Here is a 14,350-nt window from a genome sequence, read left to right as displayed (position 1 = left end):
GCCCGGGAGACACCGCCGTCCTGATCTCTCACACGGTCGAAGCAGGGGCGGTCAGGACGCCACGCTCCACTGCTCCGGGACCCAGGCGAAGCCGGCGCCATCGCGCCGGACGTAGCCGAGGGCCGGAAAATCGAGATGCATCCCGGCGACCAGGCTGCGCTCGGCGGCGGCCCGGTCGAGGATGCGCTTGCGGGTGGCGGCCGCCACCGCGCCGTCGACGTCGAAGGTCAGCCCGACCTCGGGCCGGGCGAACTGGATCGCCGGCAGGTGCACCACGTCGCCCCAGATCAGCAGCGAGCGGTCGCCCGACTGGACCCGGTAGGCGGTGTGGCCCGGGGTGTGCCCGGGCGCCGGGACCGCCTCGATGCCCGGCAGGACCTCGCCCGCGCCGGCCCGGCGGAGCCGGTCGCCGTAGGTCGCCGCGAGCGCGACGGCCCGGCGGAACCCCGCCTTCGCGGCGTCCGGCGCCCGCGCCTCGGCGCCGTCGGCGAGCCAGTAGGCCGCCTCGGCCTCCGGGATCACCACCTCGGCGTTCGGAAACGATGCGGCGCCGTCCGGACCCACGAGACCGCCGATATGGTCGGAATGCAGGTGGGTGACCAGAACGGTGCCGATATCCTCCGGCGCCAGCCCGCAGGCGCGAAGCGCCGACGGCAGATGCCCGAGGGTCGCGGGCCCGCCCGATCCCATGCCGGCATCGACGAGGACCGGCGCCCGGCCGCCGAGGATCAGGAAGGCGTTGACGGTGATCCGCGGCGTCTCGGCGCTGCGGAAGCCGTCGCGCTGCAGGCAAGCCGCCTCGTCGACCGGAATGCCCTGCACCAGCCCGAGCGACGCCGCGAGGAAGCCGTCATTGAGGGCGACGACAACGCGATCGCCCAGCGTCCAGGGCAGGACGCCGGGCCGGGCGATCTCGGCTGTGCGGGATGTCGACACGCAATCCTCTTCGCGGGCCGTCGGCCGGGGAGCTCCGAGGAGCCCCCCGGGACGAGTGACGATCAGACGCGGCGGCGCTTGCGCGGGCGGCAGCCGTTATGCGGGATCGGGGTCACGTCGCGGATCGACGTCACCGTGAAGCCCGCCGCCTGGAGCGCCCGCAGGGCGGACTCGCGGCCCGAACCGGGGCCCGAGACCTCGACCTCGAGGGTGCGCATGCCGTGCTCGGCGGCCTTGCGGCCGGCATCCTCGGCCGCGACCTGCGCGGCATAGGGGGTCGACTTGCGGGAGCCCTTGAAGCCCATGGCGCCGGCGGACGACCACGAGATCGTGTTGCCCTGGGCGTCCGTGATGGTGATCATCGTGTTGTTGAACGAGGCGTTCACGTGGGCGACGCCCGACACGATGTTCTTGCGTTCGCGACGACGGACGCGGGTTGCTTCCTTGGCCATACTGTCTTTCGATCCTTCAGGCGCGCCCGTGGTGCCAGGCGCTCGGGACGTGTCTCACTGTGTGCGGTAACGGCGCTCGCGCGCCGCCGGTATCGGGCGGAACCGGGAGGCCGGCCCCGCCGAACACGTGACTGATCGCGGCTTACTTCTTCTTGCCGGCGATCGGCTTCGCCTTGCCCTTGCGGGTGCGGGCGTTGGTGTGGGTGCGCTGGCCGCGGACCGGCAGGTTGCGGCGGTGACGCAGGCCGCGGTAGCAGCCGAGATCCATCAGCCGCTTGATGTTCATCGAGACTTCGCGGCGCAGGTCGCCCTCGACGATGTAGTCGCGGTCGATCGTCTCGCGGATCTGCAGCACCTCGGCGTCGGTGAGCTGGTTCACGCGACGCTCGGCGGCGATGCCGACCTTCTCGGTGATCTCCTCGGCCTTCTTGGCGCCGATGCCGTGGATGTACTGCAGCGCGATGACGACGCGCTTGTTGGTCGGGATGTTGACGCCGGCGATACGGGCCATGGTGTTCCTGATCTCCAATCGCGTCCGCGGCTCGGACGAGCCCGGACGGATGTTCTTCACGGTGTCACGCGCGTCCGGTGGAGCCCGGCCCCTGCGCGCCGTCCCGACGGCAAATCGGCCCGGAGCGGCTTCGCAAGAAGCACGCCGGGCCGTCCAGGTCTGAACGAAGGAGCGCCCACTAGCGCGGGCGCGTCCGCTTGTCAACCGAGCGCGAGGCTCAGACCGACACGGCCTGGTAGGGGGCGAGGACCCCCTCGAGCTGCTTGGTCACCTCGTCGATCGGCGCCATGCCGTCGACCTGCCGCAGGAGGCCGGTGCCGGCGTAATGGGCCGAGAGCGGCGCGGTCTGCTTGCGGTAGGCCTCGAGCCGGGTCTTGAAGACCTCCGGCGTGTCGTCCTTGCGCACCGGCTCGCCGCGGGCCTCGGTCTCGGCGGCGCGCTTGGCGATGCGGCCGACCAGGGCGTCCTCGTCGACCTTGAACTCGACCACCGCGTCGAGGCGCAGCCCCTTCTCGGCCAGCATGGTCTCGAGGGCGACCGCCTGGGCCACCGTGCGCGGGAACCCGTCGAGGATGAAGCCGGTGCGGGCATCCGCCTCCTCGATCCGGTCGGCGACGATCCCGATCACGATGTCGTCGGACACCAGCGCGCCGCTCTCCATCAGGGCCTTGGCCTTGAGGCCGACCGGGGTGCCGGCGGCGACGGCGGCGCGCAGCATGTCGCCGGTCGAGAGCTGCGGGATTCCGAACCGCTCGACGATCCGCGCCGACTGCGTGCCTTTCCCGGCGCCGGGCGGGCCGAGCAGAATGATCCGCATAACCTGTCTCTCCCCTCCGCCGCCTCCACACGGGATCCTTCCTCCCGGGGCGCGGCCTCTCTGCTTGTTCTAGCCTGGGACCCCGACGGCCGAAATCCGACCATGCGCCAAGCCCGAGCCCCGGCGCAAGGGTCGGGGCCGGACCGGTTGCATCCGGTCCGGCCCGCGCGGTTCAGCGCCGGCGGGCGCCGCGCAGCTTCGCCTTCTTCACCAGGCCCTCGTACTGGTGCGCCAGCAGGTGGCCGTGGACCTGCGCCACCGTATCCATGGTCACCGAGACCACGATGAGGAGGGAGGTGCCGCCGAAGTAGAACGGCAGCGAGGCGTAGGAGACCAGGATCTCCGGGATGAGGCAGATCACCGTCAGGTAGGCCGCGCCGATCACCGTGATCCGCGACAGCACCTTGTCGATGAACTCGGCGGTGCGCTCGCCCGGCCGGATGCCCGGGATGAAGCCGCCATGCTTCTTCAGGTTGTCCGCCGTCTCCTGCGGGTTGAATACCACCGCGGTGTAGAAGAAGGCGAAGAAGATGATCAGCGCTGCGTAGAGCAGCATGTAGAGCGGCCGGCCGTGACCGAGATAGGTCGCCATGGTGGCGATGATGCCGGTACCGTTCGGATCGGTCTGGAAGCTGGCGGCGGTGGCCGGCAGCAGCAGCAGCGACGAGGCGAAGATCGGCGGGATCACGCCCGAGGTGTTGAGCTTGAGCGGCAGGAACGAGGTCTGGCCCTCGTACATCCGGTTGCCGACTTGGCGCTTGGGGTAGTTGATCAGGAGGCGGCGCTGGGCGCGCTCCATGAACACGATGAAGTAGACCACCGCCGCCGCCATCACCACGACGCCGAGGATCACCACGGTCGAGAGCGCGCCCTGGCGGCCGAGCTCGAGGGTGCCGGCGATCGCCTGCGGCAGGTGCGCGACGATGCCCGCGAAGATGATGAGCGAGGAGCCGTTGCCGATGCCGCGCGAGGTGATCTGCTCGCCGATCCACATCAGGAACAGCGTGCCGCCGGTGAGCGTGATGACGGTCGAGACCAGGAAGAACGGCCCCGGATCCTGCACGATGCCGCCGGAGCTCTGCAGGCCGACGGCGATGCCCCAGGCCTGGAAGATCGCCAGCACCACCGTGAGGTAGCGGGTGTACTGGTTGAGGACCTTGCGGCCCGACTCGCCCTCCTTCTTCAGCGCCTCGAGCGACGGCACCACCGAGGTGAGCAGCTGCACGATGATCGACGCCGAGATGTACGGCATGATGTTGAGGGCGAAGATCGCCATGCGCTCGACGGCACCGCCGGAGAACATGTTGAACAGGCCGAGCACGCCTCCCTGCGCGTTCGCGAAGCTCTGGCGCAGGGCGTCGGGATCGATGCCGGGCAGCGGGATGTATGTCCCGAGCCGGTACACGATCAGGGCACCCAGGGTGAACCAGATCCGCTTCTTGAGCTCTTCGGCCTTGGCGATGGCGCCGAAGTTGAGGTTGGAGGCGAGCTGCTCGGCTGCAGAGGCCATGGGTGAGTGTCCTCGGGGTCGGGATCCGCGGCGTAGCGGTCAGGGACGCGCGAGCGTCCCCCAAAACACGAGCGGCGGCCTCGCGCTGGTCGCACGGGCCGCCGCCGATGATCGGTGACTTAAAGTGTGCCTCAGGCCGACGCAACAGCCTCGTCGGCGGTCGCGAGCGACTGGGTCACAGAGCCGCCGGCCTTCTCGATCGCCTCGACGGCCGACTTGGACGCGCGGGAGACCTCGAAGGTCAGCTTGGCGGTGAGCTCGCCGACGCCGAGGATCTTGACGCCGTCGCGGGCCTTGGAGACCACGCCGGCGGCGATCAGCGCCTCGAGGGTCACCGGAGCCGCGGCATCGAGCCGGCCGGCATCGACCGCCTGCTGGATGCGCCCGATATTCACCTCGTTGAGGTGGATCGCGCCCGGGTTGTTGAACCCGCGCTTCGGCAGGCGGCGATGGAGCGGCATCTGGCCGCCCTCGAAGCCCTTGATGGCGACACCGGAGCGCGCCTTCTGGCCCTTCACGCCGCGGCCACCGGTCTTGCCCTTGCCGGAGCCGATACCACGGCCGACGCGCATCCGCTTCTTGGTTGCGCCTTCGTTGTCACGGATTTCGTTGAGCTTCATCGTGCCCTCCTCACGCCGCGTCGTCGAGAACACGCACGAGGTGATGCACCTTCGCGATCATGCCGCGGACAGACGGGGTGTCCTCGAGCGTGGCGATGCGGTGCATCTTGTTCAGCTTCAGGCCGATCAGCGTCTGACGCTGGCTGGCCTCGCGGCGGATCGGCGAGCCGATCTGCTGCACGCGGACGGTCTTCTCAGCCATCTCGTGCCTCCCTTACGCTGCGTCGGCGGAATCGGCCGAGGCGGCCGAGTCGGCGTCGCGACGGCGGGCCTGCAGGGCCGAGACCTTGAGACCGCGCCGGGCCGCGACCGAACGGGGCGAATCCTCGTTCTTGAGCGCGTCGAAGGTGGCGCGCACGAGGTTGTAGGGGTTCGAGGAGCCGAGCGACTTCGCCACGACGTCCTGCATGCCCAGGGTCTCGAAGACGGCGCGCATCGGGCCGCCGGCGATGATGCCGGTACCGGCAGGCGCGGCGCGCAGGATGACCTTGCCGGCGCCGTGACGGCCCTGCACGTCGTGGTGCAGCGTGCGGCCCTCGCGGAGCGCGACGCGGACGAGACCGCGCTTGGCGGCTTCCGTCGCCTTGCGGATGGCCTCGGGAACCTCACGGGCCTTGCCGTGACCGAAACCGACGCGACCCTTCTGGTCGCCGACGACGACGAGGGCCGCGAAGCCGAAGCGACGGCCGCCCTTCACCACCTTGGCGACGCGGTTGATGTGGACGAGCTTGTCCACGAACTCGCTGTCGCGCTCCTCGCGGTCGTCGCGGCGACGACCTTCACGCTCACGTGCCATGTTGTGTGTCCGTTCGACTGACGCGGGCGGCGGTCCCGCTCGCTGGTGTTCGATCCGCCGGAATGGACGAGGGAGCCTCGCGGCCCCCTCAGCCCATGGGACATCGTCGCGATCCCGGCGGGGCGGCGCCGCGCGGGCGCCCTCCCCTGCCGATGGATCAGAAGTCCAGGCCGCCCTCGCGGGCCGCGTCGGCCAGGGCCTTGACCCGGCCGTGATAGAGGTAGCCCGAGCGGTCGAAGATGACCTGGCTCACGCCGGCCGCCTTGGCCCGCTCCGCCACCAGCTTGCCGACCTCGGTCGCGGCGGCCTTGTCGGCACCGGTCTTGAGGCGGGCGCGCAGGTCCTTGTCGAGGCTCGAGGCGGCGGCCAGCGTGCGGCCGGTCGCGTCGTCGATGACCTGGACGTAGATCTGCTTGGAGGAGCGGAACACCGAGAGCCGCGGACGGCCGTTGGCCGCCTTGCGGATCGCCCGCCGGACGCGCGCGCGGCGCCGATCGAGCAGTTCGATTTTGCGAGACATCGGCGGTCCTTACTTCTTCTTGCCTTCCTTGCGGAAGATGAACTCGCCGGCGTACTTGACACCCTTGCCCTTGTAGGGCTCGGGGCCGCGATAATCGCGGATCTCCGCCGCGACCTGGCCGACGCGCTGCTTGTCGATCCCGGTGACGATGATCTCGACCGGCCGGGGCGTGGCGATCGTGATCCCCTCCGGGATCGCGTACTCGATGTCGTGGCTGTAGCCGAGCGACAGCTTGAGAACCTTGCCGGCGACCGCGGCGCGGTAACCGACGCCGTTGATCTCCAGCTTCTTCTCGTAGCCCTTGGTCACCCCCTCGACCAGGTTCGAGACCTGGGCGCGGGAGAGGCCCCACATCGCGCGGGCCTCCTTGCTCTGGGACCGGGGCTGGACCGAGATGGCGCCGTTCTCGTGTGCGACCGACACCTGGTCGGGCACCCGGAACTGCAGCTCGCCCTTCTGGCCCTTGATCTTCACGTTCTGGCCGTCGACGGTGGCGGTCACGCCGGCCGGGACGGTCACGGGCTTCTTGCCTACGCGGGACATGCTCGTCTCTCCTATGCGGCTGTCAGGGTCTGCAGGTCAGAAGACCTTGCAGAGCACCTCGCCGCCGACGTTGCGCTCGCGCGCCTCGTGGTCGGCCATGACGCCCTGAGGGGTGGAGACGATGGTGATGCCCAGGCCGTCGGCGACGCGCGGCAGGGTATCGACCGACGAGTAGACGCGGCGGCCCGGCTTGGAGACGCGCTCGATCGAGCGGATCACCGGCTGGCCGTCGAAGTACTTGAGCTCGATCGCGAACTCGGTCCGCCCGTTGCCGTAATCGGTCGTGGCGTAGTCGCGGATGTAGCCCTCGGACTTCAGCACGTCGAGGACGCGGGCCCGCAGCTTGGAGCCGGGGGTCTGCACGACGTTGCGACGACGCTGCTGGCCGTTGCGGATGCGGGTGAGCATATCGCCCACGGGATCGTTGATCATCTGTGGCGCCCTCCCCTTACCAGCTGGACTTGACCAGGCCCGGGATCAGACCCCGGGATCCCAGGTCGCGGAGCGCGACGCGGGAGATGCCGAGCTTGCGGTAGTAAGCCCGGGGACGGCCGGTCATCTCGCAGCGGTTGCGGATGCGGGTCGCGCTGGAGTTGCGGGGCAGCTCCGCCAGCTTGAGGCGCGCCTCGAAGCGCTCCTCCATCGACAGCGACTCGTCGTTCGCGGTCGCCAGCAGCGCTTCCCGCTTCGGCGCGAAGCGCTTCACGAGCTCCCGCCGCTGCTTGTTCTTCTCGATCTTGCTCGTCTTAGCCATTGCTTAAGCTCTCCGGTGTCCGCGTATGGGGGCGGTCAGCCCTCACTGCCGGAACGGGAAGTTGAAGTGCTTCAGGAGCGCCCGGGCCTCGGCATCGGTCTTGGCGGTGGTCGCCACGACGATGTCCATGCCCCAGGTGTTCTGGGCCTTGTCGTAGTTGATCTCGGGGAACACCAGGTGCTCCTTGATCCCGAGGGCGTAGTTGCCGCGCCCGTCGAACGACTTCGGGTTCAGGCCGCGGAAGTCACGCACGCGCGGCAGCGCGATGGTGATCAGGCGATCCATGAACTCGTACATCCGCTGCTTGCGCAGCGTGACCTTGCAGCCGATCGGCATGTTCTCGCGGACCTTGAAGGTCGCGATCGCCTTGCGGGCCCGGGTGATCACCGGCTTCTGACCGACGATCAGGCCGAGATCCTCGGCCGCCACGGTCGCCTTCTTGGAGTCCTGGGTCGACTCGCCGACGCCCATGTTGACGACGATCTTCTCGATCGTCGGCACCTGCATCGGGTTCGTGTAGCCGAACTCCTCGATCAGCTTCGGACGCACCACTTCCTCGTAGTGCTTCTTGAGCCGCGGGGTGTACCCGTCCTTCAGCGCCTCAGCCATCGATCAGATCTCCCGAGCGCTTCGCGAAGCGAACCTTGCGCCCGTCTTCCAGAATGCGAAAACCGACCCGGGTGGGCTTGCCGTCCTTCGGGTCGGCGACCGCCAGGTTCGACAGGTGGATCGCCGCCTCCTTGGAGATGATCCCGCCCTCGGAGGTCTGGGTCTGGCGCGTGTGGCGCTTCACCAAGTTGATCCCCCGCACCAGGGCCCGATCTTCCTTCGGCATCACCTGGATGACCTCGCCGGTGCGACCCTTGTCGCGCCCGGTCAGAACGACGACCTTGTCGCCCTTCTTCACCTTCGCAGCCATTACAGCACCTCCGGCGCCAGCGAGATGATCTTCATGTGGTTGCGAGCGCGCAGCTCGCGCGGGACGGGCCCGAAGATACGGGTTCCGACCGGCTCCTTCTGGTTGTTGATCAGCACCGCCGCGTTGCGGTCGAAGCGGATCACCGAACCGTCGGCCCGGCGGACGTCCTTGGCAGTGCGCACGACGACCGCCTTCATGACGTCGCCCTTCTTCACGCGGCCCCGCGGAATCGCCTCCTTCACCGACACCACGATGATGTCGCCGACGCCGGCGTACTTGCGCTTGGAACCGCCGAGCACCTTGATGCACATCACGCGACGTGCGCCGGAATTGTCGGCGACGTCCAGATTCGTCTGCATCTGGATCACGGCCTAACGCCCTTTCCTTGTTTCAGACAGGTCTCCGCAGGGCAGGATTGCCCGGCGGACGGCAGCCTGATGGGGATCTCGCGTCCCCGTCCATTAAAAGACCGCGCAGCAGGGCGATCGCTCGCTCTGGCGCGGTCAACGAACGCGATGAGAGGCGCGTGGCGCCCTTCATGTTTCGGTGGAGGCCGGCGCTATATCGCGGTTCGGCCTCGTTGACAAGACGGGGGGAGCGCCTTTCGGCGCCCCCTCACGCCTCGGCGGTCGCGACGGCCTCACCCTCGACCAGCTTCCAGGTCTTGAGCTTGGAATAGGGCCGCGACTCCTCGATGAACACCGTCTGGCCGACCTTGGCGACGTTGTTCTCGTCGTGGGCGTGGTAGTTCTTCGACCGGCGGATGGTCTTCTTCATCACCGGGTGGGTGAAGCGACGCTCCACCTTCACGACGACGGTCTTGTCCTGCTTGTCGCTGACGACGACGCCCTGCAGCACGCGCTTCGGCATGGTCCTTGAACTCCCTTAGCCCTGCGCCGCCTGCAGCGTCTTCTGGCGCTGCAGGGTGCGGACGCGGGCGATGTCGCGGCGCACTTCGCGCACCCGGGCGACGTTCTCGAGCTGACCCGTGGCCCGCTGGAAGCGCAGGTTGAACTGCTCCTTCTTCAGGTTCAGGAGCTCTTCGCCGAGCTGATCCGGCGACAGCGCGCTCAGGTCAGACAGCCTCTGGCTCGACTTCATCTCGAATATTCTCCTCAGTCGGCGATGCGCTGGATGAAGCGCGTGCGGACCGGCAGCTTGGCGGCACCCAGGCGCAAAGCCTCGCGGGCGATGTCCTCGGCCACGCCGTCGATCTCGAACATGATGCGGCCCGGATGCACGCGGGCGGCCCAGTACTCGGGCGCGCCCTTACCGGAGCCCATGCGGACTTCGGTCGGCTTCGCGGTCACGGGGACGTCGGGGAAGATCCGGATCCAGACCCGGCCCTGACGCTTCATCTCGCGGGTGATCGCGCGGCGGGCCGCCTCGATCTGACGCGCGGTGATCCGCTCCGGCTCCATGGCCTTGAGGCCGTAGGAGCCGAAGTTCAGATCGGTCCCGCCCTTCGCGGCGCCGTGGATGCGGCCCTTGAACTGCTTGCGGAACTTCGTCTTCTTGGGTTGCAGCATGGCAGCCTCTCAAAACTGAAGGGCGGGGGAAGCGCGGCCCTTAGGCCGCGTCCCGTCCGCCGCGCTCGCCGCGCTCGCGGTCACGACGTCCGCCGGAACGGCCGCCCTCCTCGTGCGCGCGCTTGTCCTGGGCCATCGGGTCGTGCTCGAGGATCTCGCCCTTGAACACCCACACCTTGATGCCGCAGGTGCCGTAGGTGGTGAACGCCGTGGCCGTGCCGTAATCGACGTCGGCGCGCAGGGTGTGCAGGGGCACGCGGCCCTCGCGGTACCACTCGAGCCGGGCGATCTCGGCGCCGCCGAGGCGACCGGAGCAGTTGATGCGGATGCCCTCGGCGCCGAGACGCATCGCCGACTGCACGGCGCGCTTCATGGCACGACGGAAGGCGACGCGGCGCTCGAGCTGCTGGGCGATCGAGTCGGCCACCAGGGTGGCGTCGATCTCGGGCTTGCGCACCTCGACGATGTTGATCGTCACGTCGGCCTTGGTCATCGAGTTGACGAGCTTGCGCAGCTTCTCGATGTCGGCGCCCTTCTTGCCGATCACCACGCCCGGACGACCCGAGTGGATGGTGACGCGGCACTTCTTGTGCGGACGCTCGATGACGATCTTGGAGACCGCGGCCTGCTTGAGCTGCTTGAGCAGCGCTTTGCGGATCGCGACGTCCTCGTGCATCAGGCGAGCGTACTCGCCCTTGTTGGCGTACCAGCGCGAGTCCCAGGTCCGGTTGATGCCGAGACGCAGACCGATCGGATTGACTTTCTGACCCATCGATCCCTCCTCAGGCGGCTTCGGCCGGGACTTCGCGCACCACGATGGTGAGGTTCGCGAACGGCTTCAGGATGCGGGCGCCACGGCCGCGGGCGCGGGCGTGGAAGCGCTTCAGGACGAGCGCCTTGCCGACATAGGCCTCCTTCACGACGAGATCGTCCACGTCCAGGTCGTGGTTGTTCTCGGCGTTGGCGATCGCGCTCTCGAGGCACTTGCGCACGTCGACCGCGATCCGCTTGCGCGAGAACTGCAGGTCGGCGAGCGCGGTCGAGACCTTCTTGCCGCGGATGAGCTGAGCCACGAGGTTCAGCTTCTGCGGGCTGACGCGCAGCATGCGCGCCACGGCCTTGGCCTCGTTCTCGGGGAGCGCGCGGGGTGCTGCTGCCTTGCCCATCTTAGCGCCTCTTCGCCTTCTTGTCGGCCGCGTGACCGTGGAAGGTGCGGGTCGGCGAGAACTCGCCGAACTTGTGCCCCACCATCTCCTCGGAGACGTAGACCGGGATGTGCTTCTGCCCGTTGTAGACCCCGAAGGTCAGACCAACGAAATGCGGAAGGATCGTGGAGCGACGGCTCCAGATCTTGATCACCTCGTTACGGCTCGCGCCGCGCGCGGCGTCCGCCTTCTTGAGGAGGTAGCCGTCGATGAACGGCCCCTTCCAGATTGAACGTGCCATGGGACGAAGCCCTTACTTCTTGCGGTTGTGGCGGCTCGACACGATGAACGTGTCGGTGCGCTTGTTCGAGCGGGTCTTCTTGCCCTTCGTGGGGATACCCCACGGCGTGACCGGATGACGACCGCCCGAGGTGCGACCCTCGCCGCCGCCGTGCGGGTGGTCGATCGGGTTCATCGCGACGCCGCGGTTGTGCGGGCGCTTGCCGAGCCAGCGGTTGCGGCCCGCCTTGCCGAGCGAGATGTTCATGTGGTCGGGGTTCGAGACCGCGCCCACCGTGGCGTAGCACTGGCCGTGCACCAGGCGCTGCTCGCCCGAGTTGAGGCGCAGCGTGACGTAGCCCTGGTCGCGGCCGACGATCTGGGCGTAGTTGCCCGCGGACCGGGCGATCGCCCCGCCCTTGCCGATCTTCAGCTCGACGTTGTGCACGATCGTGCCGACCGGCATGTTGCCGAGCGGCATGGCGTTGCCCGGCTTGATGTCGACCTGCTCGCCCGACACCACCTTGTCGCCGGCCTTCACGCGCTGCGGCGCCAGGATGTAGCTCTGCGCCCCACCCTCGTACGACACTAGGGCGATGAACGCCGTGCGGTTCGGATCGTACTCGATCCGCTCGACGGTGCCGACCTTGCCGGCGTGCTCACGCCGCTTGAAGTCGATGTTGCGCAAAGTCCGCTTGTGGCCGCCGCCGCGGAACCGCACCGTGATGCGGCCGAGGTTGTTGCGGCCGCCGGTGGACGACTTGCCCACCGTGAGCGACTTGACCGGCTTGCCCTTGTAGAGCTCCGAACGGTCCACGATCACGAGCTGGCGAAGGCTCGGCGTGACCGGCTTGAATGTCTTCAAAGCCATTGGCTTGTTCCCTTACGCCGTTCCCCTCAGAGCCCGGTCGTGACGTCGATGGTCTGGCCCTCTTCGAGGGTGACGATCGCCTTCTTCACGTCCGAACGCTGGCCGCGCTGACCGCGGAAAATCTTGCTCTTGCCCTTGGTGGTGAGCGTGTTGACGCTCTTCACCTTGACCTCGAACAGCTTCTCCACCGCTTCCTTGATCTGCGGCTTGGTCGCCTTCGGGGCCACCCGGAACACAACCTTGTTGAGCTCCGAAAGGTTCGTCGCCTTCTCGGTGATGACCGGGGAGACGATCACGTCGTAGTGGCGCGGATCAGCGCTCATTTGAAACGCGCCTCCAGCGCATCGATGGCGGCGCGCGTCAGCACGAGCTTCTCGCGGCGCAGGATGTCGTAGACGTTGATGCCCTGCACCGGCAGCACGTCGATCTGGGGCAGGTTGCGGGCCGCCCGGGCGAAGTTCTGGTCAAGCTCGGCGCCGCCGATGATCAGGGCGTTCGAGAGCGACAGCTTGCCGAAGCGCTCCTTGAGCGCCTTGGTCTTGCCCTCGTCGAGGCGGGCGTCATCCATGACGATCAGCTCGGCGCTCTTGACCTTGGCCGAGAGAGCGTGGCGGAGCGCCAGGGCCCGGACCTTCTTGGGCAGGTCGTGGGCGTGCGAGCGGGTGACCGGACCGTGGGCCCGGGCGCCGCCGCGGAATTGCGGAGCGGAGGCCGCGCCGTGGCGAGCGTTGCCGGTGCCCTTCTGCTTGTACAGCTTCTTGGTCGTGCGGGCGATCTCGCCGCGCTGCTTGGTCTGGTGCGTACCAGCCTGACGCTTGGCGAGCTGCCAGCGGACGCAGCGCTGCAGCAGGTCGGCGCGGGGCTCGAGACCGAAGATGGCCTCGTCGAGCTCGACCGAGCCGGCCTCGGCGCCGTCGAGCGTGGTGATCTCGAACTTCATCACGCATTCTCCTCGGTGGCCGGAGCCGCGGGAGCGTCGACCTGAGCCTCGGCAGAGGTGTCCGACGTGGCCGTAGCCTGCTCGCGGAACTTGCCCGGCATCGGCACGTCGGCCGGCAGCTTGCGCTTCACGGCGTCGCGGACGAAGATCCAGCCGCCGTCGACGCCCGGGACCGAGCCCTCGACCAGGATCAGGCCGCGCTCGACATCGGTGCGCACGACGCGCAGGTTCTGGGTCGTGACCCGCTCGACACCGAGGTGACCCGGCATCTTCTTGTTCTTGAAGGTCTTGCCCGGATCCTGACGGCCGCCGGTCGAACCGATCGAGCGGTGCGAGATCGACACGCCGTGTGTGGCGCGCAGGCCGCCGAAGTTCCAGCGCTTCATGCCGCCGGCGAAGCCCTTACCGGTGGTCGTGCCCGTCACGTCGACGAACTGACCGGCCAGGAAGTGGTCCGCGGTGATCTCGGCACCGACCGGGATGATCGCGTCCTCGGTGACGCGGAACTCGGCCAGCTTGCGCTTCGGCTCGACCTTCGCGACCGCGAAGTGCCCGCGCTGGGCCTTCGTGACGTTCTTGACCTTGGCCTTGCCGACGCCCACCTGGAGCGCGACGTAGCCGTTCTTCTCGACCGTGCGGTGGGCAACCACCTGGCACTGATCGACCTTGAGCACCGTGACCGGAACATGCTCGCCGGCGTCCGTGAAGACGCGGGTCATGCCGACCTTCTGTGCAATGACTCCTGAGCGCATGGTTCTCCCCCGCGCGGCCTAGTGAAGCTCCAAGAACCCGCGGGTCCTCAGAGCTTGATCTCCACGTCGACGCCGGCGGCGAGGTCGAGCTTCATCAGCGCGTCCACGGTCTGGGGCGTCGGATCGACGATGTCGAGCACGCGCTTATGGGTGCGCATCTCGAACTGCTCGCGCGACTTCTTGTCGATGTGGGGCGAGCGGTTGACGGTGAAGCGCTCGATCCGGGTGGGCAGCGGGATCGGCCCGCGCACCTGGGCCCCGGTCCGCTTCGCCGTCGAGACGATCTCGCGGGTCGACGAATCCAGGATGCGATGATCGAACGCCTTGAGGCGAATGCGGATGTTCTGGCCGTTCATGTGATGTCTACCTCGCGACGGGATGGGGCGGGCACGAGGCCCGCCCCGTCACCTGTCCGCTCGTGGAAGCGCCGGAACGCTTACTCGGTGATGGAGGCGA

26 protein-coding genes are annotated in these 14,350 nt (G+C 68.3%); all 26 read right to left on the bottom strand.

The features are described from left to right. Nucleotides 1–51: 51 nt before the first annotated feature. The 26 genes from A5481_RS29855 to rpsJ all read right to left on the bottom strand — a co-directional run bounded on the left by A5481_RS29855 (nucleotide 52) and on the right by rpsJ (nucleotide 14,250). Nucleotides 52–936 carry an MBL fold metallo-hydrolase gene (locus tag A5481_RS29855; protein ID WP_048431929.1) on the bottom strand — a complete coding sequence of 295 codons (885 nt, stop codon included), beginning with the start codon at nucleotides 934–936 and terminating at the stop codon, nucleotides 52–54. A 62-nt stretch (nucleotides 937–998) separates the two neighbouring features. Next, complete coding sequence (gene rpsK, locus A5481_RS29850) at nucleotides 999–1,388, bottom strand: 30S ribosomal protein S11 (RefSeq protein ID WP_015928609.1); 390 nt, start codon at nucleotides 1,386–1,388, stop codon at nucleotides 999–1,001. Nucleotides 1,389–1,530: 142 nt separating this feature from the next. Next, nucleotides 1,531–1,899: a 30S ribosomal protein S13 gene (gene rpsM / locus A5481_RS29845; RefSeq protein ID WP_048431928.1), complete on the bottom strand. Its 369-nt coding sequence runs from the start codon at nucleotides 1,897–1,899 to the stop codon at nucleotides 1,531–1,533. 217 nt (nucleotides 1,900–2,116) lie between these two features. Then, nucleotides 2,117–2,716 carry an adenylate kinase gene (locus tag A5481_RS29840; RefSeq protein ID WP_048431927.1) on the bottom strand — a complete coding sequence of 200 codons (600 nt, stop codon included), beginning with the start codon at nucleotides 2,714–2,716 and terminating at the stop codon, nucleotides 2,117–2,119. A gap of 172 nt (nucleotides 2,717–2,888) precedes the next feature. Next, on the bottom strand, nucleotides 2,889–4,226 hold the full coding sequence (gene secY, locus A5481_RS29835) for a preprotein translocase subunit SecY (RefSeq protein ID WP_048431926.1): 1,338 nt from the start codon (nucleotides 4,224–4,226) through the stop codon (nucleotides 2,889–2,891). A gap of 131 nt (nucleotides 4,227–4,357) precedes the next feature. Next, nucleotides 4,358–4,846: a 50S ribosomal protein L15 gene (gene rplO / locus A5481_RS29830; protein WP_048431925.1), complete on the bottom strand. Its 489-nt coding sequence runs from the start codon at nucleotides 4,844–4,846 to the stop codon at nucleotides 4,358–4,360. A 10-nt stretch (nucleotides 4,847–4,856) separates the two neighbouring features. After that, complete coding sequence (gene rpmD, locus A5481_RS29825; protein WP_048431924.1) at nucleotides 4,857–5,048, bottom strand: 50S ribosomal protein L30; 192 nt, start codon at nucleotides 5,046–5,048, stop codon at nucleotides 4,857–4,859. Nucleotides 5,049–5,060: 12 nt separating this feature from the next. After that, entirely contained in the window at nucleotides 5,061–5,642 is a 582-nt protein-coding gene (rpsE, locus tag A5481_RS29820) for a 30S ribosomal protein S5 (RefSeq protein WP_048425830.1), read from the bottom strand. A 157-nt stretch (nucleotides 5,643–5,799) separates the two neighbouring features. After that, a complete protein-coding gene (gene rplR / locus A5481_RS29815; RefSeq protein WP_048431923.1) occupies nucleotides 5,800–6,162 on the bottom strand; it encodes a 50S ribosomal protein L18 in 363 nt (120 codons plus the stop codon). Between the two features lie 9 nt (nucleotides 6,163–6,171). After that, nucleotides 6,172–6,705 carry a 50S ribosomal protein L6 gene (gene rplF / locus A5481_RS29810; RefSeq protein WP_048431922.1) on the bottom strand — a complete coding sequence of 178 codons (534 nt, stop codon included), beginning with the start codon at nucleotides 6,703–6,705 and terminating at the stop codon, nucleotides 6,172–6,174. Between the two features lie 36 nt (nucleotides 6,706–6,741). Then, on the bottom strand, nucleotides 6,742–7,137 hold the full coding sequence (gene rpsH / locus A5481_RS29805; RefSeq protein WP_048431921.1) for a 30S ribosomal protein S8: 396 nt from the start codon (nucleotides 7,135–7,137) through the stop codon (nucleotides 6,742–6,744). A gap of 16 nt (nucleotides 7,138–7,153) precedes the next feature. Continuing rightward, the gene (gene rpsN, locus A5481_RS29800) at nucleotides 7,154–7,459 is read right to left on the bottom strand and encodes a 30S ribosomal protein S14 (protein ID WP_048431920.1); all 306 of its coding nucleotides are present in this window, start codon (nucleotides 7,457–7,459) and stop codon (nucleotides 7,154–7,156) included. 42 nt (nucleotides 7,460–7,501) lie between these two features. Then, nucleotides 7,502–8,068 carry a 50S ribosomal protein L5 gene (gene rplE / locus A5481_RS29795; protein WP_048425825.1) on the bottom strand — a complete coding sequence of 189 codons (567 nt, stop codon included), beginning with the start codon at nucleotides 8,066–8,068 and terminating at the stop codon, nucleotides 7,502–7,504. After that, the gene (gene rplX / locus A5481_RS29790; protein WP_048425824.1) at nucleotides 8,061–8,378 is read right to left on the bottom strand and encodes a 50S ribosomal protein L24; all 318 of its coding nucleotides are present in this window, start codon (nucleotides 8,376–8,378) and stop codon (nucleotides 8,061–8,063) included. The genes rplE and rplX overlap by 8 nt, the downstream gene beginning before the upstream one ends. Continuing rightward, nucleotides 8,378–8,746, bottom strand: coding sequence for a 50S ribosomal protein L14 (gene rplN / locus A5481_RS29785; RefSeq protein WP_048431919.1), 369 nt, complete (start codon nucleotides 8,744–8,746; stop codon nucleotides 8,378–8,380). The genes rplX and rplN overlap by 1 nt, the downstream gene beginning before the upstream one ends. Before the next feature lie 247 nt (nucleotides 8,747–8,993). Beyond that, a complete protein-coding gene (gene rpsQ / locus A5481_RS29780) occupies nucleotides 8,994–9,248 on the bottom strand; it encodes a 30S ribosomal protein S17 (RefSeq protein WP_048431918.1) in 255 nt (84 codons plus the stop codon). A gap of 15 nt (nucleotides 9,249–9,263) precedes the next feature. After that, on the bottom strand, nucleotides 9,264–9,479 hold the full coding sequence (rpmC, locus tag A5481_RS29775) for a 50S ribosomal protein L29 (protein WP_048425821.1): 216 nt from the start codon (nucleotides 9,477–9,479) through the stop codon (nucleotides 9,264–9,266). Between the two features lie 14 nt (nucleotides 9,480–9,493). Beyond that, complete coding sequence (rplP, locus tag A5481_RS29770) at nucleotides 9,494–9,907, bottom strand: 50S ribosomal protein L16 (protein WP_048425820.1); 414 nt, start codon at nucleotides 9,905–9,907, stop codon at nucleotides 9,494–9,496. A 40-nt stretch (nucleotides 9,908–9,947) separates the two neighbouring features. Then, the gene (gene rpsC, locus A5481_RS29765; protein ID WP_048431917.1) at nucleotides 9,948–10,679 is read right to left on the bottom strand and encodes a 30S ribosomal protein S3; all 732 of its coding nucleotides are present in this window, start codon (nucleotides 10,677–10,679) and stop codon (nucleotides 9,948–9,950) included. Nucleotides 10,680–10,689: 10 nt separating this feature from the next. Continuing rightward, the gene (rplV, locus tag A5481_RS29760; RefSeq protein ID WP_048431916.1) at nucleotides 10,690–11,073 is read right to left on the bottom strand and encodes a 50S ribosomal protein L22; all 384 of its coding nucleotides are present in this window, start codon (nucleotides 11,071–11,073) and stop codon (nucleotides 10,690–10,692) included. A gap of 1 nt (nucleotide 11,074) precedes the next feature. Continuing rightward, nucleotides 11,075–11,353: a 30S ribosomal protein S19 gene (rpsS, locus tag A5481_RS29755; protein ID WP_048425817.1), complete on the bottom strand. Its 279-nt coding sequence runs from the start codon at nucleotides 11,351–11,353 to the stop codon at nucleotides 11,075–11,077. A gap of 12 nt (nucleotides 11,354–11,365) precedes the next feature. After that, complete coding sequence (gene rplB / locus A5481_RS29750) at nucleotides 11,366–12,202, bottom strand: 50S ribosomal protein L2 (protein ID WP_048431915.1); 837 nt, start codon at nucleotides 12,200–12,202, stop codon at nucleotides 11,366–11,368. A gap of 26 nt (nucleotides 12,203–12,228) precedes the next feature. Then, nucleotides 12,229–12,525 (bottom strand): 50S ribosomal protein L23, encoded by a 297-nt coding sequence (locus tag A5481_RS29745; protein ID WP_048431914.1) that lies wholly within the window; start codon nucleotides 12,523–12,525, stop codon nucleotides 12,229–12,231. Next, complete coding sequence (gene rplD / locus A5481_RS29740) at nucleotides 12,522–13,142, bottom strand: 50S ribosomal protein L4 (RefSeq protein WP_048431913.1); 621 nt, start codon at nucleotides 13,140–13,142, stop codon at nucleotides 12,522–12,524. Before rplD ends, A5481_RS29745 begins: the two co-directional genes overlap by 4 nt. After that, nucleotides 13,142–13,894, bottom strand: a complete 753-nt coding sequence (gene rplC / locus A5481_RS29735) for a 50S ribosomal protein L3 (RefSeq protein ID WP_048431912.1) — start codon at nucleotides 13,892–13,894, stop codon at nucleotides 13,142–13,144. The genes rplD and rplC overlap by 1 nt, the downstream gene beginning before the upstream one ends. 47 nt (nucleotides 13,895–13,941) lie before the next feature. Continuing rightward, the gene (rpsJ, locus tag A5481_RS29730) at nucleotides 13,942–14,250 is read right to left on the bottom strand and encodes a 30S ribosomal protein S10 (RefSeq protein WP_012330343.1); all 309 of its coding nucleotides are present in this window, start codon (nucleotides 14,248–14,250) and stop codon (nucleotides 13,942–13,944) included. Between the last annotated feature and the right edge of the window lie 100 nt (nucleotides 14,251–14,350).

The sequence above is a fragment of the Methylobacterium platani genome, from assembly GCF_001653715.1.
Lineage (GTDB): Bacteria > Pseudomonadota > Alphaproteobacteria > Rhizobiales > Beijerinckiaceae > Methylobacterium > Methylobacterium platani.
The sequence above is the reverse complement of the archived record's forward strand: the minus strand, read 5'-3'. Positions and strand labels throughout refer to the sequence as shown.

What these genes read in the sequence shown, in the direction of transcription:
- rplV (WP_048431916.1), bottom strand. Translation starts at nt 11,073, where the DNA reads ATGGGCAAGGCAGCAGCACCCCGCGCGCTCCCCGAGAACGAGGCCAAG.
- rplD (WP_048431913.1), bottom strand. Translation starts at nt 13,142, where the DNA reads ATGAAGTTCGAGATCACCACGCTCGACGGCGCCGAGGCCGGCTCGGTC.
- rpmC (WP_048425821.1), bottom strand. Translation starts at nt 9,479, where the DNA reads ATGAAGTCGAGCCAGAGGCTGTCTGACCTGAGCGCGCTGTCGCCGGAT.
- rplF (WP_048431922.1), bottom strand. Translation starts at nt 6,705, where the DNA reads ATGTCCCGCGTAGGCAAGAAGCCCGTGACCGTCCCGGCCGGCGTGACC.
- secY (WP_048431926.1), bottom strand. Translation starts at nt 4,226, where the DNA reads ATGGCCTCTGCAGCCGAGCAGCTCGCCTCCAACCTCAACTTCGGCGCC.
- A5481_RS29840 (WP_048431927.1), bottom strand. Translation starts at nt 2,716, where the DNA reads ATGCGGATCATTCTGCTCGGCCCGCCCGGCGCCGGGAAAGGCACGCAG.
- rplE (WP_048425825.1), bottom strand. Translation starts at nt 8,068, where the DNA reads ATGGCTGAGGCGCTGAAGGACGGGTACACCCCGCGGCTCAAGAAGCAC.
- rplR (WP_048431923.1), bottom strand. Translation starts at nt 6,162, where the DNA reads ATGTCTCGCAAAATCGAACTGCTCGATCGGCGCCGCGCGCGCGTCCGG.
- rpsM (WP_048431928.1), bottom strand. Translation starts at nt 1,899, where the DNA reads ATGGCCCGTATCGCCGGCGTCAACATCCCGACCAACAAGCGCGTCGTC.
- rpsC (WP_048431917.1), bottom strand. Translation starts at nt 10,679, where the DNA reads ATGGGTCAGAAAGTCAATCCGATCGGTCTGCGTCTCGGCATCAACCGG.
- rpsJ (WP_012330343.1), bottom strand. Translation starts at nt 14,250, where the DNA reads ATGAACGGCCAGAACATCCGCATTCGCCTCAAGGCGTTCGATCATCGC.
- rplP (WP_048425820.1), bottom strand. Translation starts at nt 9,907, where the DNA reads ATGCTGCAACCCAAGAAGACGAAGTTCCGCAAGCAGTTCAAGGGCCGC.
- rplC (WP_048431912.1), bottom strand. Translation starts at nt 13,894, where the DNA reads ATGCGCTCAGGAGTCATTGCACAGAAGGTCGGCATGACCCGCGTCTTC.
- rplX (WP_048425824.1), bottom strand. Translation starts at nt 8,378, where the DNA reads ATGGCTGCGAAGGTGAAGAAGGGCGACAAGGTCGTCGTTCTGACCGGG.
- rpsH (WP_048431921.1), bottom strand. Translation starts at nt 7,137, where the DNA reads ATGATCAACGATCCCGTGGGCGATATGCTCACCCGCATCCGCAACGGC.
- rpsE (WP_048425830.1), bottom strand. Translation starts at nt 5,642, where the DNA reads ATGGCACGTGAGCGTGAAGGTCGTCGCCGCGACGACCGCGAGGAGCGC.
- rpsQ (WP_048431918.1), bottom strand. Translation starts at nt 9,248, where the DNA reads ATGCCGAAGCGCGTGCTGCAGGGCGTCGTCGTCAGCGACAAGCAGGAC.
- rpsN (WP_048431920.1), bottom strand. Translation starts at nt 7,459, where the DNA reads ATGGCTAAGACGAGCAAGATCGAGAAGAACAAGCAGCGGCGGGAGCTC.
- rplB (WP_048431915.1), bottom strand. Translation starts at nt 12,202, where the DNA reads ATGGCTTTGAAGACATTCAAGCCGGTCACGCCGAGCCTTCGCCAGCTC.
- rplO (WP_048431925.1), bottom strand. Translation starts at nt 4,846, where the DNA reads ATGAAGCTCAACGAAATCCGTGACAACGAAGGCGCAACCAAGAAGCGG.
- rpsK (WP_015928609.1), bottom strand. Translation starts at nt 1,388, where the DNA reads ATGGCCAAGGAAGCAACCCGCGTCCGTCGTCGCGAACGCAAGAACATC.
- rpsS (WP_048425817.1), bottom strand. Translation starts at nt 11,353, where the DNA reads ATGGCACGTTCAATCTGGAAGGGGCCGTTCATCGACGGCTACCTCCTC.
- rpmD (WP_048431924.1), bottom strand. Translation starts at nt 5,048, where the DNA reads ATGGCTGAGAAGACCGTCCGCGTGCAGCAGATCGGCTCGCCGATCCGC.
- A5481_RS29745 (WP_048431914.1), bottom strand. Translation starts at nt 12,525, where the DNA reads ATGAGCGCTGATCCGCGCCACTACGACGTGATCGTCTCCCCGGTCATC.